The following is a 25,182-nucleotide window of genomic DNA, read 5'->3' on the forward strand; positions in this document are numbered from 1 at the left end:
CATCGGGCGATGGCCGGTTCACCACCCGATCACGGGAGCGTGACCGTGCCGTTGCGGTAAGCACGGTATCAGCGCCGGCATCGCAATGTTGCCGGCGCATCAATGGTTTTGATGCAGCACACGCGTGACGAACTGTACGTCGTTTCGCCAGCACATTTGCGCTATCTCTACTCGTCAAAGACCACCGAGGTCTGCACGAGACATCGGGAAACGCAACTCTCAAACGATCTGATCAAATTCTTTCGAGATGGACACGAGTATGTCCGTGCCCAGTCCTGTCGCGCGTGTTAGATCTCGTTGACAAAGTAAACGATGGCGTTTACGATCTCCCCGAGAGTAAACGACAACGTTTACTTTATGAAAAAATAGGCGACTCAGGATAACGACTGATCGCCTGTCTTCGAGGACTAAAACGCCATGACAGATTTTCTGGAAAAAGTACTGGCCGCACACGGAGGCCTGGACAACTGGAGCCGGGTGAACACGATTGATTTCCGCTTGACGCTCCGCGGGCGCGCCCTCGAAGTCAAACAGCAGCCCAACGGCCTGCGGGACGTGCTGGTCAAGATCGATGTGCGGCGTCCGCGAACCCTCATCACTCCGTATCCCACGCCTGGCAGCCGAGGAATTTTCGATGACGGCCGCGTGAGGATAGAAACCAGCGCAGGAGTGCGGACGTCGGCGCTCGACGAGCCTCGCCAATCATTCGCCGGCCACGAGCCTCAGACTCCCTGGAGCGAAAGCCAGCTTCTCTACTTCATCGGATACGCGCTTCATAACTACATGACGATGCCGTTTCTGCTCGCGAGAGACGGCGTTCAGTGCGAGGAAATTGCCGCGCACGAGGAGAACGGCGAACGCTGGCGGGTCCTCAGCGTCACGTTCCCGTCGGACATGCATGTTCATTGCCGTGAACAGAAGTTCTATTTCAACGACGCGGGTTATCTCGTCCGTAACGACTACGCTCCGGATGTTTCCAGAGGCTCGGCAGCGCATTACACCTTTGATCACGCAAGTTTCGATGGCTTTGTTTTCCCGACTCATCGAAGAGTGGTTTTCCGGGATGCCAGCGGCCGAACGCATCTTGCCGGTCCATCGATCTTTCGACTCGATATTGAGTCCATTGTCGTTTCATAAGGCGCTGCCGCAGGTCGGCGCACTGTCGTCGTAATCCCACACCCCCACGTTTTTCCCACCAAGGAATGAAGGAGAATCACATGCAATTTCACAAGCGATTCCTGATGCTGCCGGCCCTGCTCGTAGCGATGGCAGTCGGATCGAATGCATACGCGCAAAATGGGCTTCAGGGCCATGATCAGGAATGCCGGGCAGGGAAATACAACCCGATCGTCGGCATCTGGTCAGGCAATCTGGACTTCACCACATTGGGAAAAGCGACCGTGCTGGTTTCCATTAACCAGGGCGGCACGTTCACCGAAACCGATTCGGTCGATCTGGACGGGACAGTTGGAACAGCAAGCCCGGGCTACGCGGCATGGAAGGCAACCGATTGCCGGCATTACACGCTCACGATCAATAAAATGCTTTACAACCCCAAGGCGAAGCAGTTTTTCAAAGTCGTTCTCCCGGGCACGATTGAGCTGAGCGAAGATGGCCAGTCGTGGACCGTGAACCTGAAGCAACAGGTTTTCGATGCAAACGGTAACGAGGTGCCGAACCTGAGCGGCACGGTCAGCGGTACCGCTAGACGGGTGAAGGCCGGGTCTGACGCGTAAGCGCGGTCCGCCGCGACAATGCACGTCGCGCGGAAGACTAAACTCGATTCGAGTGCGAATATCAAGCTCAGGTGCGGGCTCCAGCGAAACGCGGCGCCCGCTCCCGCTTTGCGTTAGCTGTGAACCTTAGGCGGCTCTGCACCAGCACAATGTCGTACTGCGCGCCTACTCATTTAATGTTCGTCGTTGAGTAAGGCTTTACCGCTGACGGTGACCAGGACAGCCCTTAAGGTGAGTGTCTGACTATACACGTGAGCGCGCCTGGAGGCGCTTCGTGGTTGTGTCCTCTTGCTTGGAAGCCGACGGCATCTGCTGCGTAATCAATCCGACTTGTTGGTAACAGTTGCCGCTGCAGGAACCAGTTCCAGCATCAAACCTGATGACGTGTGTTTCGCAGTTCGCGGTGCGCTGGCTTAGCACTAGCTGCATGATGTCTTCATCGCGCGAGGTATCAGTCTTGTGAGCCCGGCGTTGCGCGGCCGCAAGACGGTTACTCACGCTTGTGGACCAGCATGTCGGGAGTGAGTTGTTCGCACGTACTGACCCCCAGCATTGCCATATTGCGGTCCACTTCTTCGCGCAGCAGCCGGATCGCATGCGCGACACCGGCTTCGCCTGCCACCGCCGCCGCATAATTGAAAGGGCGGCCTACGAAGACCATGCGCGCGCCCAACGCTAGCGCCTTCAGAACGTCCGATCCGCGACGAAAGCCGCTGTCGATCATCACCGGGTAGTCACGAGCCCCCGTACGTCCTATTGTCTCCACCACATTTTGGAGGATCCGCAGCGGCGACAATGCACCGTCCAACTGACGGCCGCCGTGATTGGAAAGGATAATGCCATCCGCGCCACTCTCGGCCGCAGTGATGGCATCCGCGACGCTAAGAATTCCTTTAATGACCAGACGACCGGTCCATTGTTGGCGGATTCTTCTGATGTGCTCCCAACTGAGATGATCGCGCCCAGAGAAGTCGCGCATCACGCGAGAAGAAAGAATGGGGGCACCGCGCGTCGCGAAGGAGTTCTCGAAGTGTGGCATGCCGTGTTTGACGAGTGTACGTGTGAAGGTGCCGATCGACCAGCGAGGTCGCACGATTCCGTCCCACGCTAACCGTGGACTGGGGCGCAGCGGTGTTGAGAAGCCGCTGCGGTCGTTGTTTTCGCGGTTGGCGGACACCGGAATGTCGACGGTAATCACGAGCGTACGATAACCGGCCCGGAAAACGCGTTCGAGCAGTGCGTCGATTCGAGCCTCATCGCCTGGAAGGTAGGCCTGGAACCACGTTCCTGGCGCAGCCGTTGCTACCTCTTCCAGTGGAATCAGCGATGAGCCACTCATTATAGAGACGATCCCGGCGGCTTTTGCGGCGCGTGCCAGCACGAGGTCCCCGCGATAGGCCGACAGCGCGGCCAGACCCATAGGCGCAATGCCGAACGGGGACGTGAAGCGCTCACCGAACAAGTCAATGCTCTGTTGCCGCTGGGAAACGTTGCGTAGCACGCGCGTAACGAAACCGTACTCATCAAAGACAGCGCGGTTTTCATCGCGTGTGCGGTTGTCTTCCGCAGCACCGCTAACGTAGCCGAATATCGGGCGCGGCAGAATGCGCTGCGCCATCGTTTCGAAGTCGTGCAGGCAAAGTGCATTCTGCAAGACGCGCCGCGGCGCGGTGTGGCTAGTCGCGGGGGCGATGGAGGAATGGGCTGTCATTGGGCAATTTTTCAAAAATAACGATGCCATTGTGGGCAGTCGGCATTTCGATAAAAAGCGATAATAAGAGGACATTCTTGTTCGAAAAAAGAGAAATTGATTGTGACAACACCGACACTCAAGCAGCTGGATGCGTTCTACTGGGCGGCGACGTCGGCCAACTTCGCCATGGCTGCGCAGCGGCTTCATCTGTCCATCTCCTCGCTGTCCAAGCGGATCTACGAACTGGAATACTCGATGGGACGCACGCTGTTCGATCGCAGCGGGCATAGAGCGGTGTTGACCGAGGACGGCGAGGCCTTGCTGCCCGCAGCGGCCTCAATCCTGGAATCAGTTGCGGCCTTGCAACGCGTGTTTGCGGAAGAGGAGAGTCTAACGGGGCGTTTGCGCTTCGGCGTCGGCGAGCTATCGGCGTTGACGTGGCTACCTCGTTTCGTTGCAGCTGTGCGGAAATCGCATCCGCGCTTGATGTTGGAGCCGAGCGTCGACGTCGGCGGCGCGCTGGAGGAGCGCGTGGATCTCGGAGAGCTGGATTTTGCGGTCGTTGCGGGTCGTTCTTCACGACCGGGTATTCAGTCACAAGCGGTAGCGCAAGCGCGCTTTGCATGGGCGGCCGCCAAAGATCTGGTCGGTAGAGTCCGTCAGATGACGCCAGAGTTGCTGGCGGAACACCCGTTGGTAACTCTGCCAGCCGGTGCGGGTACCACGCGCATTCTGGACGAGTGGTTGCTGGCGCGTGGGGTTCATAGCCCTCAGCAGATTACCTGCAACAACTGGAGCGCGGTTGCCGGTATGCTTCGCGAAGGGGTTGGCATCGGCTTCCTGCCGGCAGACTGGGACGTCGCGCGGGCAAGCGGTACGCTCGTGCGGCTGGTCAGCGAGCCGGCGTTGGCCCCTTTGCAGTACTCGTTTCAGTGGCGGCGCACAGATATGCGCGCATTGATTCCTGCCATGCTGACGTTGGTGCGCCAACATGCGAATTTCCGTTGATTTACCCTTTCATCTGTTACCGCCACTGACTGTCTTGAGCGGTTGCTTGCTGCTTGCGGAGTTGGGAGAGGGTGAAATTGGTAAGCTGCAGCACAACGGAATGAAATTGCTCGGGGAGTAGGGTGTTGTCCATCATCGCCATGGCGTCTTCTATCCGGTGCCTGAAGGTTGCGACTACAGCGTTGCATTGGCGAGCGTTCAGCGCTGGAACCGCGGCGTCCATGAAAGCACCGAGCACGAGAGCTCGGGCTCCCAATGCGGCCGAGATTTGCGTACTGTGCGCGCCGAGCGCGTTCATTTTTTGCATGAGCGTGTCGTAGTTGTCCATGCGTTTTCCTTACAAGGGTTGCCAATCGTCCGTGAATTCGGCGAATGTTTGACGAGGTGCCGATCGTACGGGCGTCGCTGGCTCACTCACCTCGCACTCCTTCTCGACCTTGAATGCAGCGACAACGGACTGCAGCGAGATGGCCTGCTCATCCAGCGATCGTGCTGCGGCGGCAGCCTCTTCGACGAGCGCAGCGTTCTGTTGCGTGACTTCGTCCATCTGGACGATGGCCTTGTTCAATTGCTCGATGCCGGCGCTCTGTTCTTCAGAAGCCGTCGAGATCTCACCAACGGTATCCGCGACCTGCTGAATGGCCTGCTTGACTTGGGTCATCATCTCGCCGGCTTCACGTGCCTGAATCGCGCCGCTTTGCACTGCCGCGACTGACGCCTCGATCAATACTTTGATTTCTTTCGCTGCCGTCGATGAACGTTGCGCAAGTGCTCTGACCTCGCTGGCGACCACCGCGAATCCGCGTCCCTGCTCGCCTGCGCGAGCCGCTTCCACAGCAGCGTTCAACGCCAATATGTTGGTCTGGAACGCAATGCCTTCGATCACACCGATAATCTCAGAAATCTTGTTCGAGCGGTCGCTGATCTGCCCAATCGTTTGCACCATGTCCATGACCGCATAATTGCCCGTGTTCGCGAGGCTGCTTGCACTAGTGGCCAGCGTATTTGCCTTGCGCGCGTTGTTGGTGTTCTGTTTCACCGTCTCGGTGAGTTCAATCATGCTGGACGACGTCTGTTCGAGCGACTCAGCCTGCTTTTCTGTTCGCGATGACAAATCTGCATTGCCGCTCGCAATCTCGCTTGATGCGAAACGGACCTTCTGCGCGGCCTGATGAACCGAGCCGATAACCTGGCCGACGTGATCCTGAAGGTCATTGAACGCATGTGCCGCATGCCCGATTTCATCCATACGCGTGATGTCAACGCGCTGTGTCAAATCCAGATTGGCTCGCGCGTTTTCGAGTGCGGACTGAATGGTTTTCAGGCTGGCGGTGATGGTCCTCCGAAGGTGCAGAACCAATCCGCCGCAGGCGAGCGCTGCGCTCGTCGCAATCACGATCAGCAGCCGCAGCGACTGTATGTAGGCCCGGTGGTTTTCATCGTGAAGTTGTCGGCCACGTTCGACGTTCCAGTTCAAGTGCTTTTTCACCGAATCCTGCATCGCGACGGCAGCCGTGCGCAGTGCGCCGTCATTGCCAAGCATGGCAAGCGCAGCATCCTGATTGCCGTGCGTATAGGCGGAGACGAACAGTTGCTGCTGTTTGACGAATGGCACAATATTCGCGCGTTCGGCGGCCAGCAAGCTTTGGTCTTCGGTGGTGCCAGCGCCGTCGTGCTCATACTTGTCGAACGCCGCGTAGAGGGATGAAACATTCTCGTCGATCCTGTCCCCGATCGCTTTTTTCGCTGCCGGATCCGACTGCATGGTCCACTGCAGTACAAGGGTACGGTTTTCGGCGATCTTGAGGATGGCGTCGTTGAGATCCTCGATTGCGCGGGTCACATTGTTCTGGAAGTGCTCGAATCGTTGTTCGGCCCTGTTCATCTGGATCAGGCCGATTGAACCGACCAGGATCAGCGCGGAGACCGCGAGCGCGAGCGCGATGGCTAGCCGGTTGGAAATGGTCATGACGTTTTCTTCTTTTGTTCCCGGCGGGCGCATGCGATGAGGCACCGCATGCGCGTAACGGAGGGTAGGGGCGGAAATCACCTAGGCCCGAGGCGGGACACCAGTACGCGACAGAAATTTTCTACGGAAAGTGGGCCGACGGGTTCCAGAAACCGCAACTTAGCCGGCGGGCTGGAGAGCGTGACTATCGAAACACTAGAGGCTAGCAATCGACGCAGACATCGACGTGCGAAGCGGCGATGCATGTCGATTGCTTTCACGCTTGGTACGCAACGCGAGCCGCTGTTACGCCGGCGGATTCACGACGTCTGCAACGCATGCGCCGAAACCGATCGAGCGGAAGCCTTCCCGCGTACACCGGCCGGAAAATGCGATCGTATCGCCGTCGCTGAGATAGCTACGCGATTCGCCGGACGGCAACGTGAACGGCGACTGTCCGTCGCGCGTACGTTCCAACAGGCAGCCGCTATCTTCCCGCTCCGGACCGGATACTGTCCCGCTTGATATCAGATCGCCGCTGCGCAATGAGCAACCGTTGCTGGCATGATGCGTGATCATCTGCGCGGCGCTCCAGTATTGATCCTTGAAATTCGGCCTCGCGATGACCATGCCCGGCATACCGGCTTCCCGCATGAGCCGGCTTTGTAGCGTGACGGTCAGCGACAGATCGATCGCCCCCAGCGAAGCGTGCGCGGCCGACGTCAGTTCTGCCGCGAGCGGCGGCGCGTCGGGCTCGCGCGCGGCCGGCGCGACGCGAAATGGCGCTAGTGCTTCCGCGGTCACGATCCATGCCGAGGTTGTTGTCATGAAGCTTTTGGCGAGGAACGGACCGAGCGGGAAAGCCTCCCAACGCTGGATGTCGCGCGCGGACCAGTCGTTGACAAGGCAAAAGCCGAACAGATGGCGATCGGCTTCGTCGACGGTGAACGGCAACTTGCCATACGCGGTTTCGCTGACGTAAAACCCGACCTCCAGTTCGAAATCGAGCTTTTCTGACGGTCGATAACCGCTCGTTGCGCCCGTCACTCCATACGGGCGATGGCAGGGCGGGCCGCTCACGGCAATCGACGACGAACGTCCGTGATACGCGATCGGAATGCTTTGGAAATTCGGATGGAGCGTGGCCTCGCCGCGCACAGCTTCGCTGGCTCGCCGGGCGTGATGGATCGACGTGTAGAAATCGGTGAAATCGCCAATCGACGCTGGCAGGAGCATCGTGCAGTCCTCGATCGGTACGAGGCAGGCGGCCACCGCTTCGCGGGTTCGCGCGTTTGCGCGCTCATGCAGCAGTTCGAATAACGATCGACGTAACGCGGATGACGAGCGGCGGCCCAGCGCCATCCATGCGTTCAGCGTTGTCTGACGCAGTGCGACCTGTTCATGCTCACCCAATCGCACTGACTGCGTTTCCAGTAGCGCGGGCAGATCGAGCACGCTGCTGCCGATGCGAATGCCTGGCCGCGGCGGATGTCGCATGTCGGTGCGGAACACGCCCATCGGCAGGTTCTGCAACGGAAAATCGCCGTCCATGCGATTCGCGCTTTGGACCCAGCTTTGCGCGCTGCTCTCATGCGTTTCATCAATGATGATGCTCATCGTTTCCCTTCCTTCCGGAGCGAGCTTGATGCACTCGCTTCACAGCGTGCCGCGGCAACGTTTGCGGTTATTTCTTCACGCCCCGCTTGCGCCACGCGCCGCAGCCCAGACATCACATTAGTTGGCCAGCGCCTCGGGCGCGCCGGTCACGACTGCCGGCGCTTCGACTACCGACAGGCTTGCGTCGGCGACCAGAATGCCGTCGTCCACGGCCTTGCGGACCTCGGCCGTCGACATGCCCGCGTCGAGAAACACCTGTTCATTGTGCTCGCCACGCAATGCCGGTGCGGCGCGCATGCCCAGTTCGTCGTCCGAGAAGTGCCACGGATAGCCATGAATCAGATACGAGCCGCCCCGACGGTCAGACACCTCGTGTACCGCGCCCCACTGCTTTGCCCAATCGGTATCAGCTACCTCCTTCAGGGAGCGAATCTGTCCCATCGCGATCTTGGCTTCGTCGAGTTGTGCATCGAGCGTTGCGAGGTCGCGGAACGACAGCATCCACGACTGGATCAGCGCGTGGAGTTCGTCATAGTTTTGCAGACGCATTTCCGCGGTGCTGAAGCGCGGATCCGCCAGTAGATCCATGCGACGCATTGCGCGCAGATAATTGGGGAACGTGTTGCTGCCGACGATGCTTTGTGCCGCGACGAACTCCTCTCCAGCCGGACCGAAGAAATGCGGGCCGTCCGCCGCGCCCAGCGCACCGGGTTCAGCGCCGGTGTCGACGCCTGCCAGGTCGAGGTGAGCTCGTTCATTGATCGACAGCAGCACCGCCATCATCGCTACGTCGATGTACTGGCCATGTCCCGTCACGTCGCGTTTGCGGATCGCGGCCAGTACGGCGATGGTCGCCTGCAGGCCCGCATAGACGTCCGCATGCGATAGCGGGTCGGCCCATTTGCGCGCGCTGCCGGTGAGATCGAAATGGCGCATCGTGTTGTGCGTGAAGCCGGCTTCGGCCTGTACGGTCGGCGCGTATGCCATGCGCGACGCCCACGGGCCGTCCTGGCCGTAGCCCGTGATGGACACATACACGAGTCGCGGATTGCGCGCCGCGAGCGACTTGTAGTCGAGGCCAAAAGCCTTGAGCGTGCCAGCGCGGAAATTCTCGACCACGATGTCTGCTTCGTCGCACAAGCGCAACACCAACTCACGCGCGTTCTTAACGTTGAGGTCGATACTGACGTTGCGCTTGCCACTGTTCTGCTGTGCGTAGTAGCCGGACATGCCGTTGTTGGCCGGAAACGACGCGCGCGACACGTCGGGCCGCGGCGGCTCGATCTTGACGACGTCTGCGCCGAGATCGGCGAGCGTGCGCGCGCACAGCGGCCCGGCGAGCACCCGGGAGAAATCGACGACCTTGAGACCTTCAAGCGGACCTGGCATATCAGTTCCCCTCGAAGACGGCGGTGCCGGGGCCGTTCTTGTCGAATGCTTCCAGCCCGCGCTTCAGATCGGCCGAAGCCCAGATCGGCTTTTGCAACTCGAACATTGCTTCGTCGGCGGCTTGCAGCCCCTCGTTGATGGCGACGCGAACCAGTCGCTTGGTGGCGGTGTGCGCAACAGTCGGGCCGGCCGCGAGCTCCTGTGCGACCGACATCGAGACCTCGTCGAGCTTGTCATCCGGTACGACCAGATTGATCATGCCCCAGCGTTCGAGCGTCGCGGCGTCGTAGCGGCGGCCGAGCATTGCCAGTTCCTTGGCGCGCGCCGGGCCAACCCGCATCACCTGACGCTGGATCCCGCCGAGCAGCGGGTGCAGGCCGAGCGCCACTTCCACTGAGCCGATCTTTGCCGATTCGGCGACCACGCTGTAATCGCAGGCGAGCACCACTTCGAAGCCACCGCCAAGGCACGTGCCGTTCACCGCGACCACGATTGGAATCGGGCACGTTTCGAATGCGTTCAGGACTTCGAGGGGATCAATCAGCGACTTACCTTCACGTGCAATGCGGTCCGGGAACAGACTCACTTCGGCACCCGCCGAGAAGTGCCGCAGCCCGCTGCGCAGGAGGATGGCGCGCGAGCCCTGCTTGACCGCCTCGTCGAATTCGCCGAGCAGCGCACGGTACATCGTTGGTCCCACCAAGTTGTACGGTCGGTGATTCATCGTCAGTACCGTTACCCGGCCGACTATTTCTTTCTGCACAATCCCTTCACTCATTTTTGCTCCGTATCGTCGAAATTTTTAACAGCACATCACTTAATGTTAAATGGCTTAACATCTAGATTGCATGTAAGGACCCGTATTTCTCCTCGTCCAGGATGCATGCGTTGTTCGCTGGACGCTTACACGATCTTTTTATGAAGCTGGATGTCCACGAGACTGATCTCGACGAAAACCCTGGTTACGTCGGGCGCGCCGTCTTCCAGGCGGGCCAGACTGCGCCGCTTCCTGGGAAAAACAATGCCGTCGATATTGGCGTGATCCCACATGTAATGCGCAATCGGACCGCTGTTCGTTATCTCGGACGTATAGTCCACCCGCATGATGTAGCCGCGCTCGTCGACGTAAAACGTCTGTTCCTGGCAATGGGCCGCAATGTCCGGTGGAAAATTGACCACCAGGCGGCGCCATGTCTTGCCGTGCTCGTTCCACGGCTCCATTTCATGCGTGGTCACGCCGTCCCATGTAAAGAAAAACGGTGTAGCCAGGTAGTTCCACATTGCATAGCCGCTGAAGTAAGCCAGATGCAGTGGGTCCCATGCGCTGGTAAACGATTGCCCGTTGAACGCATCTCGAGGATTTGCGCGGACGCTTTTCGCGCCGCTTGCCGATTCGATGACGGTTTCGTCCGGCGTGCACAGACTGCGCGCCCCCGTCTCGATGAATGGGTTAAAGCTCACGAATTGCCGGTGGCAATCGATGCTGATACTGATGTCCTTGAATACCTCGTGATAACCCTTGCGTGTCCAGAGCGGACCGAGGGCTGAGCCCGAGATTTCGATGCCATGAAGCGCATTCCAGCGTTCGACGCCACCATGTGCGTCAAGCACGGTCTGGGTCAGTTGATCCATAAAATTGTCTCCTCGCTTTGTGGGCGTACCGGCAAAGCGGCTCGCGCGTTATTTGAAGTTCACACTGTTAATTTTGATCATAGACGCGACCGACGGTCCCGTCAAGTGGTCTGATTTCGTCGCTGCGCCCTGCGTTTGTTCCAACTCGTGTTCGCGATAGCGCAACAACGCAGTGTCCCGACGACAAGGCTGCTGTCGCAAAAGATGTTCGAGTCGACAGTACGCGGACGAAAAATGCCGTTTGCTTATTTAGCGCATGATGGTACGCTAAATAAGCGTCGAGTTGCGATGATGCAGGCGCAATTAACAAACCCCTTCAGGAGAAATCTAAATGGCAGACACCGCATTGCAACCCACTGGCTTCGAGGAGCACCGCGTGCCGCGCTCGTATCACACGTTGTATGCGCGCGAGTACCCGGGCGAAGGCCCGGCATTTGTGCTCATGCACGGTTTCCCCGACAATTTACGCATCTACGAGCGACTCGGGCCTGTGCTGTCGAGTTTGGGTCGCCGTGCGATCTGTTTTGACTTCCTGGGCTATGGTCTTTCCGACAAGCCTGAGTCGTACAACTACACGACGTCTGGCCTCCTGGAGGATATCGATGCCATCGTCGCTCACTTCAAGCTCGAACAATTCGTTCCCGTGGGGCACGATGCTTCCGGCTGCACTGCGATCAACTGGGCGCTCGACCACAAATCGAGCGTCAGTGGTGTCGCACTTCTGAACATGTTCTACGGCGATTCGCCGACGCTGCGCTTTCCCCCATTTGTCGGCTTCTTCTCCGAACCGAAATATCGCGACGTGCAAAAGGCGATGATTGCCGATTTGCCAATCTTCGGATGGTTGCAGAAGTTCACTGGAAACCAGTTCTGCAAGGGAGGGACGGAACAACAGGTGGCCGACCATGAAGGCTGCATTGCATCGGCGGTGCGCGAACAGTTCATGCGGCAGCCGAACCCGGCGCCGGCATTTCTCGCGTTGACGGGTGAACTGCTCGAATCGGTCCGCTACAACACGTCGCGGACGCCAGAGCTGGCCAGATTCGACAAGCCGGTTTCGCTGATTTGGGGCGATCGTGATCCGTATCTCACGATCGACGTCGCACGACATCTGCGCACGCAGTTCGGCTCGGCCCGGTTGCATGAACTGGCGAGTCAGGGGCATTGGCCGCAGGTCGACGTACCGGAGACAGTAGCGCGGCACCTGATCGAGGACTTCCCGGCGTGATTCCGGGGCATCCTGGCTAATCGGGATGCGAGTCGAGGCTACGGCCTCGACTTCCGCGCAGCGCCACTACTCGTTGCCGAGCAACTCGCGAACGCTGTCGAGAATCTCTTCGGAAAGCGTGCTATCGGATACGACCCGCGACATCATCAGCGCGCCTACCATCGAGGCCGCCGTGGCAAGTGCTCGGCGTTTGCGCGGTTCTTCCGTGGCGCCGGTCAGTTGTGCTGCGACAAGGTGGACCAGCTTCAGGAAGCCATCCGTGGCAACATCGCGAATCGCGTCGTCGGCGCGCGTCAGTTCGGTGCCTATTGCAGCAAAGGGGCAGCCCGAGTCGATCTGGTTACGGTGCCGGACAGAAACATAGGAATCGAGCAAGGCAGATAGTCCAGTCTTCGATTCACGATCGGCTACCGCTTTCGTGACGCGCTGGATCATGTGATCCGCCGCTTCCGCGGTGGCTTCCGCAATCAACTGGTTCTTGGAAGAAAAATGCCGATAGAAGGCGCCGGGCGTGAGACCGGATCTTGTCATTACCTCTGCCACGCCTGCGGAGGCAATGCCCCGCAAGCGAAGCTCCATCGACGCTTCCTTCACGATTTTCTGTCTTGTCAGTGCGGTTTCGCTACGTGATTTGCGCATCGTTTGCTCCCAGCATGTCGTCAAGCAGACACCCTGGTGAAGAACCCGGAACCAGGGAGAGTGCCATGAAGGGCAAATCGGGATTGCCCATTGATTAGCGTCTTACTATACTCTAAAAATCAGTTTTTAAACCGTACGTTCAGTGAGCTGGCCGGGAGCATTGAGGGATTCGATGCAACGGACCCCCGTACGGGAAGTATCTGCCCGCGGAAGGACGGGAGACTCACGTCAGGCAAGCCAGGAAGTGAACAGTAAAGACATAGGCCGATTCCGGCCTTAATGTTAACGCATAAAACATTAGTGGGAGACATATGAGCAACTCAACACGGTTCGCGATCGTCATCGATGTTCAGGAGTTTATCGATAGACGTCCATTGACAGCACGACACATGGTCATTCTCGTTTTATGCCTTCTCATGATGGTCGCCGATGGGTTCGATACGGCATCGATTGGCTTTGTCGTGCCCGCGCTGATGAAGGAATGGGGCGTCGCGACAAAGGCATTTGGTCTTGCCGTCTCGGCGTCGGTGGTGGGACTGGCGCTCGGGGCAATTATTTCCGGACCAATCGCCGACAAGCTGGGACGTAAGCCGGTCCTGCTCGTATCGGTTGCGGGCTTCGGAATATTTTCTCTTGCAGCGACGACGTCGACCACGTTGACGGCACTCGCAATCTGGCGATTCCTGACCGGCTTGGGTCTGGGCGCTGCATCGCCGAACGCGACCACGTTGCTGGCCGAATGGGTGCCAGCGCGTTGCCGCGCCTTCATGCTCAATCTGATGTATTGCGGATTTACTCTGGGCGCGGCAGCGGGGGGATTTCTGGCCGGGGCGATTATCCCGGCGTACGGATGGAAGGGTGTCTTCGTCGCCGGCGGACTCACGCCGCTGATATTCGTCCTACTGGCCATCCCGTTTCTGCCGGAGTCCACACGTTTCATGGTCGCGAAAAAGTGGAGTCCCGAGAGGATTCGTCATGCGTTGGCGTCAGTGGGTGGTGTGGATCTCGCTCAGGACTATGATTTTCGAGTAGGCAGCGACGATTCCGCCGTTCGGGACACGCGAGTCTGGAAGATCCTGTTCTCGGATGCATTCCGTAGCGGCACGATCATGATGTGGATTGCCTTTTTTATGGGCAATACGATCTTTTACATGATGGCCAGCTGGCTGCCGACCATGATCAGGCAATCTGGTATCCCATTGCAGAGCGCTGCTGTGTATGCGGCACTCTTTCCTCTGGGCGGTGCAATCGGCGGGGCAGTGTGCGGGCGGTTAATGGATCGTATGAATCCCCACATTTCGATTTCGGGAGCATGGACCTTTGCCGGCATATTTATCTTCCTGCTCGCTGGCTTTGTGCATGATGTGAATCTAGTTCCATCGCTGACGTTTCTGGCGGGCTTCATGGTGGGCGCCGCACTGATTTCGACGCCGACGCTAGCGGCCATGTTCTATCCGACGCAGTCGAGAGCTAGCGGTGTGTCGTGGATGGCGGGAGTCGGCAGACTGGGTGGCGTGGTGGGAGCGTATCTGGGGGCGCTTCTGCTTGGTGGCGGACTGGCCGGCGCGGATGTAGTGCGATTGCTGGCGGTGCCTGCTCTTGCCGCCGCACTTGCGATTGCCTGCAAAGGATGGTTGAGCCGGGGAGCAGGCGTTACGGCCAAAGCCTGAGCGGATGCCGGCGGAGCGCCAGGGAATGTATGGATACAATCATTGGCATTTGATGTTATTGTAGTTAACATTGAAGTCTGGTGCAGACCATGAGCCGTATCCAGTCTGTCGCCGCGTCGGCATAACAGAGGAGATGAGCCGTGAAGAGAGCCTTTGTCCGTTTGATCGCCACGGCTGTGGCTGCGTGTGCGGTAATTCTGCCATTGGCTGCGTTCGCTGATGGAGGCTGGTCGTGCAATACCATCCGCATTCTGGTGCCCTACGCGGCGGGCGGCGGCACGGATATCGTTGCGCGCATCGTGGCGAGCAAGCTCGGAGAAGACCTGCACAACACGGTGATCGTCGACAACCGCCCCGGTGGGAAGTCGATCATCGCGTATCAGGAGCTTTTGAGGGCACGTGCGGACGGTTGCACGTTGCTGCTCGACAACTCGTCGCATTCGATCCAGTCTGTCTATCGCGATCTACCTTATGACCCGCAAAGGGATTTTCAGGCGGTTTCCGAGGTTGCGCTGGGGCCGACGTTGCTTGCCACGTCCACGTCGTTTCCCGCGTCGAACCTCAAGGAATTTGTTGGGCAAGCCAAAAAGGGCGACGTGAAGTATGGCTCTTACGGTGTAGGCACCTCATCTCATCTGGATGGCGAAACATTGAGTGTCGACGCGTCGGCATCCATGACGCATGTGCCTTATCGCGGCTCAGCGCCGGCGCTCAATGATCTGGTCGGTGGTCATATCCAGGCGCTCTTTGTCGACGGCCTCGCGGCCCGGCCGTTACTGAAGGCCGGCAAGATCCGAGCGATCGCCGCAGTAGGGCAGGTTCGCTGGAAGGCGTTTCCCGATGTGCCAACCTTCGGTGAGCTGGGTTATGCGGATCTGAGCTCGCCTGGTTGGTGGGGTATTTTCACCGGTGCCAAAGTGCCTGCTGCTTATGTGAACCAGATCTCCGACACGCTCAAGAAGATCGTGGCGGAGCCTGATACCGTCCAGAAAATGTGGGAGATCGGCGCCGAGGCCTACACGAACGGACCCGCCGCATTCACTTCAGTCACTGCGACGGAATCGGCGCGCTGGCAGGCAATCGTCGCGAAGCGGCACATCGTGCTCGAGTGAGCATGTCCGTGCGATACGGTACGAGCGCCGTACAAGGACGGGGAGCTTGTGTCTCCGGATTTTTCCAATAGAGATGGAGCGTACGCGATGCGAGGGTTGAGGTGGGCCACTAGGCATCGTCTGGGCGGACTATTGCTGGTTGCAACAGGCACGGCCACCGCAATCGCGGGCTGGCGCTACGGCGTCGGCAGTGTCAAGGCCATGGGGGCCGGCTTCATGCCGACTGCTTGCGGGATTCTGTTGAGCCTGGTCGGCGTTGCGGTACTGGCAAGCGGCGAGCCGCACGAAGACGCTTACGAGGAAACACCGCACGGCAAGGCACACGGTAACTCGCAGGTCGCGAAGGACGTTCTGTCGGCATGGCGTGGTCCGGGTTACATGATGTTGTCAGTTGCCGCTTTCGTTGTACTGGGCGGCATGCTGGGACTCGTGGCGGCGTCTTTTGGTTCGGTTTATCTTGCTGCTCTTGCGGATCGCAAGAACTCCTGGCGCGAGGCCGCTTTGCTCGCAACGGCGGCAACGCTGGTCAGTATTACCGTGTTTCACTACGGGTTGTCACTGCAGATGCCGCTCTTTAACGGAGAATGGTTCTAATGGAGCAGGCGATCATCGAGCTATATCACGGGTTCGGCATAGCGCTTCAGTTCCAGAACCTGGTGTGGGTAATTGCTGGCGTACTGGTCGGCAACCTCGTGGGCGTATTGCCAGGTATGGGCGCATTGTCGGCCATCTCGATGCTGCTGCCGCTGACCTATCCGCTCTCGCCGGTCGCCGCGGTGCTGATGCTCGCGGGCGTCTTTTATGGATCGATGTACGGCGGCGCGATCGGCGCGATCCTGCTCAATCTGCCGAGCCATCCTCCACATGCCGTCACATGTCTGGACGGCTATCCGCTGGCGAGGCAAGGGCGGGGCGGAGCCGCACTCGGCATCACGATGATGGCGTCCTTTTTTGCGGCATCGGTGGGCATCGTCTTCATGATTTTTCTGTCGCCGATACTGGTCGATATGGCGGCGGGCTTCGGTCCCGCGGAAATCACGTCGATCATGCTGCTCGGTCTGATCGCAGGATCGACGATGTCGCAAGGCAGTCCGCTTAAAGGCATCGGTATGACGTTATTCGGGCTCATTTGCGGTACGGTGGGAACCGATCTGACCACCGGCATCGTGCGCTTCTCATTCGGAGCGCCGGATCTTTCGGACGGCGTCGAACTGGGCGCACTGTGCATGGGACTTTTTGGTCTCGCGTACTTCATGCTGCAGGCCAATCGTCTGGCCGACGTGGAAGAATCGCCGAAGGTCACGATGCGGGATATGTGGCCAACGAAGCGCGAACTGAAGAAATCCATTGCGCCGACGCTGCGCGGCACTCTGGTCGGGACGCTGTTCGGCGCGTTGCCGGGAACGGGGCCCACCATCACGTCATTCCTCGCCTATGCGGTTGAACGCCGGGTGTCGAAAAGCGCGGACCGTTTTGGGAAAGGCGAACTGGCGGGCGTCGCGGGGCCCGAGGCCGCCGCGCATGCGAAAACCCAGATGGATTTCATTCCGACCATGTCGCTTGGCATTCCGGGCGATGCGATCATGGCACTGCTATTGGGCGCGCTAATCATTAAAGGAATTCAGCCTGGCCCGCAACTTATCGTCGAACATCCGGATATCTTCTGGGGACTCATTGCCAGCTTCTGGATTGGCAACCTGCTGCTGATGATCCTGAATGTTCCGCTGATTGGCGTATGGGTAAAGCTACTCCGAGTTCCTTTTCGGTTTTTGTTTCCTCTGGCAATCTTCTTTATTTGCGTCGGTGTCTATTGCGCGCGCAATAGCCTGTTCGACGTCGCGGAGGTGGCGGTATTCGGCATCATCGGAGCGGTTCTGTCGAAACTGGACTTCCCGCTTTCGTCGATCGTGCTCGGCTATGTGCTCGGCCCGATGCTCGAGGAAAATTTTCGCCGTACGTTGCTGCTGTCCGACGGTGGCTTCCAGATTTTTCTCCAGCGTCCAGTCAGCGCGGCTTTTCTGCTTATCGGTGCGGCTATCCTGGTCATTCAGCTCTATAAATTTTCAACCCGATCGCGGCGAGTGACGCCACGTGGAAGCGTCCCGTTGTAGCTATCGCCGCAAGGCCGCCTCAATCGGAAACACAGCATCGCAGGCGAACCACTCTATAATATGAAATAACCTGTTTTCAGCGGTGAGCGCCGTGAGTCCGAAATCATCTATCGCCAAAAAAACCGAATACCATCACGGCAACCTGCGCAGCGCGCTGATCGAAGCCGGGCGTGAAGCGCTCAAGGAGGTCTCGGCGCAAGATTTGAGCTTGCGCTACCTTGCGCGCATCGTTGGCGTTTCGGAAGCGGCGCCATCGCGGCACTTTTCAGGCATTGCCGACATACTCGCTAGCATCGCGGCATGCGGTTTTCGCGAACTGGCATCATTGCGTATCGGTATCCGCGAAAGTGGCGACACGTCCCTATCGAAAGCGTATCGAATGATGCGCGTGTATGTGGAATTCGCCGAGCGTGAAAAAGGTCTGTTCGGCCTTATGATCGGGCCACGCATCGTTGAGCGTGAAGCCTATCCCGAACTCGCGGATGAATCCGGAAAATCGTTCCGGTTATTTTGCTCAGCTATCGAAGCGCTCGCGGTCGAAAGTGGTTGGCAGGCCGCGGATCTGAGCTTGGTTATTCATGCAGCGTGGAGTATGGAGCATGGTCTCGCTACGCTGATCATTTCCGATCGCGCACCCCACCCAGATATGCGCGTACCGGTCGCACGCATCATCGATTTCGCGATCATGTCCATGCTCAGCGCCATCATCGCCGGGCCGGATCAGTTGAAGACGGTGATGGATCAATGTGCGTTTTCTGCGCCGAAGTCTCGATCGAGGCGCAAGCCCGCGAGTGCATAGCCATACCGCAAGCCAAGCGTGCGGTTGGTAATCTGTAAAGACTCCATTTCTTGCGACATGTCTCGCTGCCCGCGCATTGCACGCGCGTGGCCGGCAGACGTGTTGCGAGCTTGCTTCGCCGTTTCCACTCCCTGGCCTCATCACCAGTTGTAAATGTCCTTTACCGGCCTCTAAAGATTTTTTGTCCGCATGACGTTAACATGTTTAACATTGTCGGCCACCGCCTCGACTTATAGACACTGCGATGAAAAAAATGACATTCCGTCAGAAGCTTTGGCTCCCGCTGATTCTCGCCTGGTTCGGTCTACTTTCGCTGAGCGTGTGGAATGCGTTTCAGGCGCGAGATCTGCAATTGCAGGAGCGCCGCGCGGATCTGCGCAATGTTCTGGAGATGGCGATTTCGATTGCGCGGGGACTCGATCGTGAAGTGCAGGCAGGCAAGCTTGACGTTGCCGCCGCACGTCGCGAAGCCATCGCGCGCATTTCGGACCTGCGGTATGAGGGCAACGGATACATCAGCATCGTCGGCGCGGATTCGGTCATGATCATGCATCCGACCAACCCGGCGCTGGACGGTAAAGACATGTCGACGTGGAAAGACGCGCGCGGCTTCGCACTGTACAAGAATGGGCAGATCGCCAGCGCGTCTTCGGAAAATGGCGTTTATCTGGAGTATTGGTGGCCCAAGCCCGGGGAAACCGTGCCGAGCGAGAAACTCGGCTTCCTGAAGCGCTACCGGCCTTGGGGCTGGGACTTTACCGCCGGTGCGTACGAGGACGATATTCACGCGGCCTTCTACAGCACGCTTGGCCGTTCGCTAACTGCATTGTTGTTACTGGGCGCAATCATGACGTTGTTGGCAATGGCTGCGTCGCGCAGCGTTCTGCGCGCGTTAGGCGCTGACCCAGCCAGCTTGTCCGCCGTGGCAGCGCGCATCGCGACCGGCGACCTGACCGAGGTGCAAGACGCGCATCGCGCGCCGGAGGGCAGTGTACTGGCGTTGATGGGGAAGATGCAGCGCAACCTGGTCATTCTCATCGGCGCAGTCCGTGGGGTAGCCGATGGTATCACAGTCGGCGCGCGTGAGATTGCGTCGGGTAACGCGAACCTGTCGGTACGTACCGAGCAACAAGCTGCTTCGTTGCAGCAGACGGCGGCCAGCATGGAAGAGCTGACGTCGACGGTAAGACACAACGCAGAGAATACGCAACAGGCGAGCGTACTGTCTACGAGTGCATCCGCTATTGCGCGGCGTGGAAATGAGATGGTGGAACAGGTCGTCAGCACGATTAGCGATCTCCGTGATAGCTCGGCGCGCATCGCTGACATCACCGGCATCATCGAGGGTATTGCGTTTCAAACCAATATCCTCGCACTGAATGCGGCAGTGGAGGCGGCGCGAGCTGGCGAACAGGGGCGCGGTTTCGCAGTCGTCGCAAGCGAAGTGCGCAATCTCGCACAGCGCTCGTCGGTCGCGGCGAAGGAAATCAAGGAGCTGATCGTTGCTTCGGTGCAAAAGGTTAGCGACGGTTCGCGACTCGCCGACGATGCGGGCGCAACCATGTCCGAAGTGACACGTGCTGTCGCACGGGTCAACGATATCATCGGAGAGATCGCCGCCGCGTCGTCGGAGCAGAGCCGCGGCATTGAACAGATCGGCGTTGCTGTGACGCATATGGACGAGATGACCCAACAGAATGCGGCGCTCGTCGAGGAGGCGGCAGCGGCATCGAAGGTGCTCGAAGAGCAGGGTAATCATCTCGCCGAGGCCGTTTCGGCATTCAGGACAGCGCGAGATGTGGAAGATACCATCGCCACCATCTCAGCGGCGCCGATGGTATCGGTGCTTCGATTGCGACGAACATAGAGAGTGCGATGCAAGCACCCGGTGTGCGCGAGCGATCCCTATGGACAAAGACCACCGGGTATTAAATGGTTACGAAACAGCGCATTGCGAGCGTCCCCCGTTGCGACGCTTAGTCACTCAAGATGATACACACCGGGAATCCGTCCACAACATCTGATCCTTTCGATTGGTGTCGCTTCGTTAAGTAAATACTGATCCTCTATAGCCAGGGGAAACGTGGATATTTAAATCGCATGCCGATGTTACTATCGTTAACATGATGTTCGCTGCCGGGCACGGCAACAACGCTGCGCCTGACCGAAGCTAGTGAGATGGCTCAGATCCCACCCACGCCGACGAACAGCACGGGCGTTTAACTAAAAATCGCGTGACCGGCGAAGGACTCTTCTAGAAAGAAGTTACCCATGTTGCGAGTCCTCTGGCAGGAGGGGTAACCGTGAGCGATTTTATTCATACGGATTCGTCTTTCTGATTCGTTTCAATGCGCGATTAATTTTTTTGGGAGGCAATCGTGTGAACTGGCATTTACGTCGTGCATTACTGCTTCAAGTGAAAACATGGCAGTGCCTGATGTTTTGGATTTCGGGCCACGGCACAGCCACGTCTTTTTAATAGAAAGGCCTGAGGAAATTAATCTGAATAGGGTTTGGAGATGACCTTGAAAAAACACAATGTTTCTATCGTTTCGGCAATTGCATCGCTTGCCTGTACTGCGTCCACCGCGGCTGTTGCCCAATCAAACGTGACACTGTACGGCATAGTTGATGCCGGCGTTGCCTACGTATCCAATACATCACCCTCCTTGGGCTCAAAGGGGGGATCCGCCGTCATTGCGGAATCAGGCGGAGGCTCGCCGTCAAGATGGGGCCTGCGCGGCACGGAGGATCTTGGCGGCGGTTACTCGGCTGTATTCACCCTTGAGAACGGCTTCAGCGCGATGAGCGGCGCACTTGGTCAAGGCGGTAGGATGTTCGGACGTCAGGCCTTCGTTGGTGTTAAAAAAGATAGTCTCGGTTTGCTCACTTTAGGCCGTCAGTACGATCCCTATTTCGACGTTGTCGGTTCCTTCACGTCAGCTCGGCAGTGGGGCGGTGTATATGGTGCTCACGTGGGCGACGTGGACAATACCTTCGCGTCGTTCCGCTTCAATAATGCCGTTAGATACGCGAGCCCGAACCTTTATGGATTCGTTGTCAGCGGTATGTACGCCTTTAGCAATCAGGCAAGTGGTTCAAGCGGAACCGGCTTTTCGAACAATAGTGCATGGTCGACCGCGGTAGGTTATTCGAAAGGGCCGCTACAGGCAGGAGTGGGGTACTTTCATCTGTCGCATCCGTCATCCGGCAATACGAACGGTAGCAATACAGGCGGGGCTATCGCGGGTGACTACTCGTCGAACACGGACATCTTTTTCTCTAATGCCGTTGCCAGTCAGGACGTGGCAGGCGCCGGGGTCTCCTATCAGATCTCATCTCTGACGCTGGCCGCCTATTACAGCCACACGCAACTCAAGTACGTCGATACGACGCAGTTGAATCTGTCCAACTTCGAATTGAGCGGGCGTTATTCGTTCACACCGGCTTTGTCCGGCGGTCTTGGGGCTATCTATACCCAGGGAAGTATGATGGGAACCAACTTGAAGAATGTGGTATCTGGCCCACATCCGAAATGGATTCAATTCAATGCGGGCCTGAACTACGCGCTGAGCAAGCGTACGAACCTGTATGGGGTTGCTGTCTATCAGCGCGCGATGAGCGATGCGAAGGTAGCCGCAATCGACGCGTCGGGCGGGCCTACTGTCGTCGGAGTTCATCATCAGGTTGCGGTGGTTATGGGGGTGACTCAGAGGTTCTAAAGAAGCGGTTGAAGCCAACCTGACCCGATGTTGACTGGAATGACCTGCGACTGGATGCCGGCGACGGTATCTGGCCGCAGGTGCACACTTATTCGCGGATCTATTTGACCGTCTCATTCGCAGGCCTCGTCGCGAATCCAAAGCAACGTACCAAACCATACGACAGCGGTTCGTAGGTAAGATATGCCCTGATCCACGGCCGTTTCATGGCGCCGGGCAAGCTACCCATCCGGCTACCACAGATTCGCAAGTTTTTTCGGCCTTTTTGCCGACATGTTTCTCAGTGCCGTCGAGTTCGGTTTGGTACCCGAACGGTTCGACTGGTGCTCGATATCCGCGCATCCGCGTACTGAATGATGGTGTGTGCGGCGTGTGCAATCGGCAGTCACCTGGTTTGTCGATCCACTGTGGCTCAACGCGGCGGTCGGCGGGATGTCATGCGGGAGAAGCGGGCATTGACGACTGATCTCGACGAAAAGAGTCAGACGTTTGAGATTGGAGGGGCACAATCATCAGCGTACTGGCGCGTCGCTGAGCGATGTACTGTGCGATGATGTAAAGTCGGTGCCAAACGGGGCGAGATGCCGTTAGCACTTCCGATTTGGCGCGCGGCCCACAGGGCGAATCGATTCTGTTGGCGACCTACCTCGCGTCGAACCGGTACGCGATCAATACAACAAGACTGCTTCATCCGTCGATTGAGCCAAGCGCGCCCGTGAAGCCGCGCTTGACGATGAATGCGATTTCGATCCAGAGAGACAGGAGGCTGGCTCGCTAAATGAATCGCAAGTAGATCAGAATCAGCTCGCCGCGTCGTGAATCAGCTTATCCATGCGCCCATCGAGATTGACGCCCATTTCTGTCGTGGTCGGATTCCGGAACTGACCGAATAGCGTCGACGGCTGATCGTATTCGATCGTCGTACCGCCCGAGTCATTCTCGTAGACCACGACGCGCAACGGCGCATACAGTCCGGCTGCCGGCACGACACGTGTCATTTTCGACGCGGACAGCAGGTCGCCGATATAGTAGGCAACCAGATTGCGCGTCGGCCCGTTCAGAGCCAACAGCTTGCCGTGATACGCGATGTAGTGGATCGAGAGTCCATAGTTCTGGATGATCCGGGTTGCGGAGTCGCGTAGCTGGTCGACCTGGCCGTTCTTCAACATGTCGCGCATCGACTGATCGAAGCGTCCCAATTTCGTTTCGATGAACTCACGCACGTCCGCATACTTCTTCGGCGTGGTCACGATGACATGCTTGACTGCGACATCGCGAATCTGCACACGCACATCGTCCGCGGCATGGCTGGTTACCGAAGTTACGGATGCAATTGCGCCGAGTACGACACTCAGGGCGAGGCGGCTGACTGGACTCATGAAGTGTTTCCTTGTCGACTATGAAAGAGCTTTTGAACAAATGGATTGCGTAGTAGCGTGCGAGTGCAATTAGTCGGTTACGCCGCCTTGGGGCGACCGAACGGCGGCGTACCGACGGGATTTGTATAAACCAGCTTCTTGTTGACGAATTCGTCGAAGCCGGCTTCCGACAGTTCTCGACCGAAGCCCGAATTTTTCACGCCACCAAACGGCAATTGCGGCGTTGTGCCGAACGGGCGATTGATGAAGACCATTCCGCTGTCGATCGCATCGGCGATACGCGACGCGCGTTCGAGATCGGACGAGAATACCGAGCCGCCGAGCCCATACGACGTATCGTTAGCGACGCGAATCGCTTCTTCCTCGTCCTTGACGATGTAGACCGATACCACCGGGCCGAACGTCTCTTCGCTGTAGAGTGGGTTGTCTTTCGCGATGCCGGTAAAAATGGTCGGCTCGAGATAGAAGCCGGGCCTGTCGATACGCTTGCCCCCGCACACGAGCGTGGCGCCTGCCGCCGTCGCGCGCTCGACTTGCCCGAGCAGATGCGTGAGCGCGCGTTCTGACGACAAGGGCCCGAGCGTCGTCGCGGCATCGGCAGGATCGCCCGCGCGCAGCGAGGTCATTGCGTCGCGCAGGCCATCGAGCAGCGCGTTGCCGCGTGCTTCACCCACGACGATGACACGCTTGGTGCCGACGCAACACTGCCCGCAGTTGAACATCCGTCCTGCCATCGCGCTGGTGATGACCCAGTCGAGCGGCGCATCTTCGAGTGCGATCAGTGGATCGCTGCCGCCAAGTTCGAGCACGACTTTTTTCAGCGCGCGCCCCGCGCGTTCGGCTACTGCTGAGCCAGCGCGTTCGCTGCCCGTCAGGGTCACGCCACGCACGCGCGGATCGTCAATCACGCGGCCGATCTGCTCGATGGACGCGAACAGGTTTGTGTAGACGCCGGCCGGCGCGCCCGCTTCCTCGAATAGACGCGCAAATGCCAACGCTGCCTTGGGTACATTCTCAGCATGCTTGAGCAGCAGCACGTTGCCCACCATCAGTTGCGGACCCGCGACGCGCGCGACCTGGTAGTACGGGAAATTCCACGGCTCGATGCCGAGCACGACGCCGAACGGATCGACACGTACCTGCGCATCGGGCACGTCCGGCACCGGGCGTGGGCGCAGATAGTTTTCCGCCCGCTCTGCGTAATACTCGAGGATGCTGGCTGACAATCCGACTTCGGCGCGCGCTTCACCGATTCGCTTGCCCATTTCGAGCGTAATGATCTGTGCGTATTCTTCGGCTCGGTTACGTAGGATCTGCGCCGCCTTGCCGACGATCTTCGCTCGTTCGGTAACGGGGCGATGGCGCCAATCCGATTCGAAAGCCCGCTGCGCGGTGGACAGGGCTAAGTTCAGTTCGCCGTCGCTCATAGTGGCGACGCTATCGATCAACTGGCCTGTGGCGGGGTTTATAGTTTGATAGTCCATTAACGATTCCTTGGT

Annotated in this window: 21 protein-coding genes; 11 read left to right on the forward strand and 10 right to left on the reverse strand. The window is 58.5% G+C overall.

Annotated elements, in window-relative coordinates:
• The first annotated feature begins 417 nt into the window (after positions 1-417).
• Both L0U82_RS35985 and L0U82_RS35990 read left to right on the forward strand, forming a co-directional pair.
• The gene (locus L0U82_RS35985) at positions 418-1,137 is read left to right on the forward strand and encodes a hypothetical protein (protein ID WP_233838520.1); all 720 of its coding nucleotides are present in this window, start codon (positions 418-420) and stop codon (positions 1,135-1,137) included.
• An 80-nt stretch (positions 1,138-1,217) separates the two neighbouring features.
• Positions 1,218-1,736, forward strand: coding sequence for a hypothetical protein (locus L0U82_RS35990; protein ID WP_233838522.1), 519 nt, complete (start codon positions 1,218-1,220; stop codon positions 1,734-1,736).
• A 490-nt stretch (positions 1,737-2,226) separates the two neighbouring features.
• Here L0U82_RS35990 and L0U82_RS35995 read toward each other — a convergent pair whose 3' ends face one another.
• Entirely contained in the window at positions 2,227-3,447 is a 1,221-nt protein-coding gene (locus L0U82_RS35995) for an alpha-hydroxy acid oxidase (RefSeq protein WP_442793727.1), read from the reverse strand.
• Between the two features lie 102 nt (positions 3,448-3,549).
• On the opposite strand from L0U82_RS35995, the gene L0U82_RS36000 reads away from it, so the two are divergent.
• Positions 3,550-4,437: a LysR family transcriptional regulator gene (locus tag L0U82_RS36000; protein ID WP_233838526.1), complete on the forward strand. Its 888-nt coding sequence runs from the start codon at positions 3,550-3,552 to the stop codon at positions 4,435-4,437.
• A 16-nt stretch (positions 4,438-4,453) separates the two neighbouring features.
• Here L0U82_RS36000 and L0U82_RS36005 read toward each other — a convergent pair whose 3' ends face one another.
• The 6 genes from L0U82_RS36005 to L0U82_RS36030 all read right to left on the reverse strand — a co-directional run bounded on the left by L0U82_RS36005 (position 4,454) and on the right by L0U82_RS36030 (position 11,023).
• Positions 4,454-4,765: a hypothetical protein gene (locus tag L0U82_RS36005; protein WP_233838528.1), complete on the reverse strand. Its 312-nt coding sequence runs from the start codon at positions 4,763-4,765 to the stop codon at positions 4,454-4,456.
• A gap of 9 nt (positions 4,766-4,774) precedes the next feature.
• Positions 4,775-6,406, reverse strand: coding sequence for a methyl-accepting chemotaxis protein (locus L0U82_RS36010; protein ID WP_233838530.1), 1,632 nt, complete (start codon positions 6,404-6,406; stop codon positions 4,775-4,777).
• Positions 6,407-6,691: 285 nt separating this feature from the next.
• Complete coding sequence (gene fahA, locus L0U82_RS36015; RefSeq protein ID WP_233838531.1) at positions 6,692-8,002, reverse strand: fumarylacetoacetase; 1,311 nt, start codon at positions 8,000-8,002, stop codon at positions 6,692-6,694.
• A gap of 117 nt (positions 8,003-8,119) precedes the next feature.
• Positions 8,120-9,391, reverse strand: a complete 1,272-nt coding sequence (locus L0U82_RS36020) for a CaiB/BaiF CoA transferase family protein (RefSeq protein ID WP_233838533.1) — start codon at positions 9,389-9,391, stop codon at positions 8,120-8,122.
• 1 nt (position 9,392) lies between these two features.
• Positions 9,393-10,169, reverse strand: coding sequence for an enoyl-CoA hydratase/isomerase family protein (locus L0U82_RS36025; RefSeq protein WP_233838535.1), 777 nt, complete (start codon positions 10,167-10,169; stop codon positions 9,393-9,395).
• A gap of 125 nt (positions 10,170-10,294) precedes the next feature.
• The gene (locus L0U82_RS36030) at positions 10,295-11,023 is read right to left on the reverse strand and encodes a hypothetical protein (RefSeq protein WP_233838537.1); all 729 of its coding nucleotides are present in this window, start codon (positions 11,021-11,023) and stop codon (positions 10,295-10,297) included.
• Positions 11,024-11,354: 331 nt separating this feature from the next.
• Here L0U82_RS36030 and L0U82_RS36035 point away from each other — a divergent pair, with 331 nt between their 5' ends.
• Entirely contained in the window at positions 11,355-12,251 is an 897-nt protein-coding gene (locus L0U82_RS36035) for an alpha/beta fold hydrolase (RefSeq protein ID WP_233838539.1), read from the forward strand.
• Between the two features lie 66 nt (positions 12,252-12,317).
• Here L0U82_RS36035 and L0U82_RS36040 read toward each other — a convergent pair whose 3' ends face one another.
• Positions 12,318-12,890, reverse strand: coding sequence for a TetR/AcrR family transcriptional regulator (locus L0U82_RS36040; protein WP_233838540.1), 573 nt, complete (start codon positions 12,888-12,890; stop codon positions 12,318-12,320).
• 311 nt (positions 12,891-13,201) lie between these two features.
• On the opposite strand from L0U82_RS36040, the gene L0U82_RS36045 reads away from it, so the two are divergent.
• From L0U82_RS36045 to L0U82_RS36075, 7 genes are all read left to right on the forward strand, one after another.
• Entirely contained in the window at positions 13,202-14,560 is a 1,359-nt protein-coding gene (locus L0U82_RS36045; RefSeq protein ID WP_233838541.1) for an MFS transporter, read from the forward strand.
• 140 nt (positions 14,561-14,700) lie between these two features.
• Entirely contained in the window at positions 14,701-15,672 is a 972-nt protein-coding gene (locus L0U82_RS36050) for a Bug family tripartite tricarboxylate transporter substrate binding protein (protein ID WP_233838542.1), read from the forward strand.
• Positions 15,673-15,759: 87 nt separating this feature from the next.
• On the forward strand, positions 15,760-16,266 hold the full coding sequence (locus L0U82_RS36055; RefSeq protein WP_233838543.1) for a tripartite tricarboxylate transporter TctB family protein: 507 nt from the start codon (positions 15,760-15,762) through the stop codon (positions 16,264-16,266).
• Complete coding sequence (locus L0U82_RS36060; RefSeq protein WP_442793716.1) at positions 16,257-17,783, forward strand: tripartite tricarboxylate transporter permease; 1,527 nt, start codon at positions 16,257-16,259, stop codon at positions 17,781-17,783. Before L0U82_RS36055 ends, L0U82_RS36060 begins: the two co-directional genes overlap by 10 nt.
• A gap of 91 nt (positions 17,784-17,874) precedes the next feature.
• Positions 17,875-18,582, forward strand: a complete 708-nt coding sequence (locus tag L0U82_RS36065) for a TetR/AcrR family transcriptional regulator (RefSeq protein ID WP_233838545.1) — start codon at positions 17,875-17,877, stop codon at positions 18,580-18,582.
• Between the two features lie 352 nt (positions 18,583-18,934).
• A complete protein-coding gene (locus L0U82_RS36070; RefSeq protein WP_326489792.1) occupies positions 18,935-20,449 on the forward strand; it encodes a methyl-accepting chemotaxis protein in 1,515 nt (504 codons plus the stop codon).
• A gap of 658 nt (positions 20,450-21,107) precedes the next feature.
• On the forward strand, positions 21,108-22,304 hold the full coding sequence (locus L0U82_RS36075) for a porin (protein ID WP_233838546.1): 1,197 nt from the start codon (positions 21,108-21,110) through the stop codon (positions 22,302-22,304).
• Positions 22,305-23,104: 800 nt separating this feature from the next.
• Here the strand turns inward: L0U82_RS36075 and L0U82_RS36080 are convergent.
• Together L0U82_RS36080 and L0U82_RS36085 are read right to left on the reverse strand one after the other, a co-directional pair.
• The gene (locus L0U82_RS36080) at positions 23,105-23,683 is read right to left on the reverse strand and encodes a DUF302 domain-containing protein (RefSeq protein WP_233838547.1); all 579 of its coding nucleotides are present in this window, start codon (positions 23,681-23,683) and stop codon (positions 23,105-23,107) included.
• A 77-nt stretch (positions 23,684-23,760) separates the two neighbouring features.
• Complete coding sequence (locus L0U82_RS36085; protein WP_233838548.1) at positions 23,761-25,167, reverse strand: NAD-dependent succinate-semialdehyde dehydrogenase; 1,407 nt, start codon at positions 25,165-25,167, stop codon at positions 23,761-23,763.
• Positions 25,168-25,182: the final 15 nt, after the last annotated feature.

It is taken from the genome of Paraburkholderia sp. ZP32-5, assembly GCF_021390495.1.
Classification (GTDB): Bacteria; Pseudomonadota; Gammaproteobacteria; order Burkholderiales; family Burkholderiaceae; genus Paraburkholderia.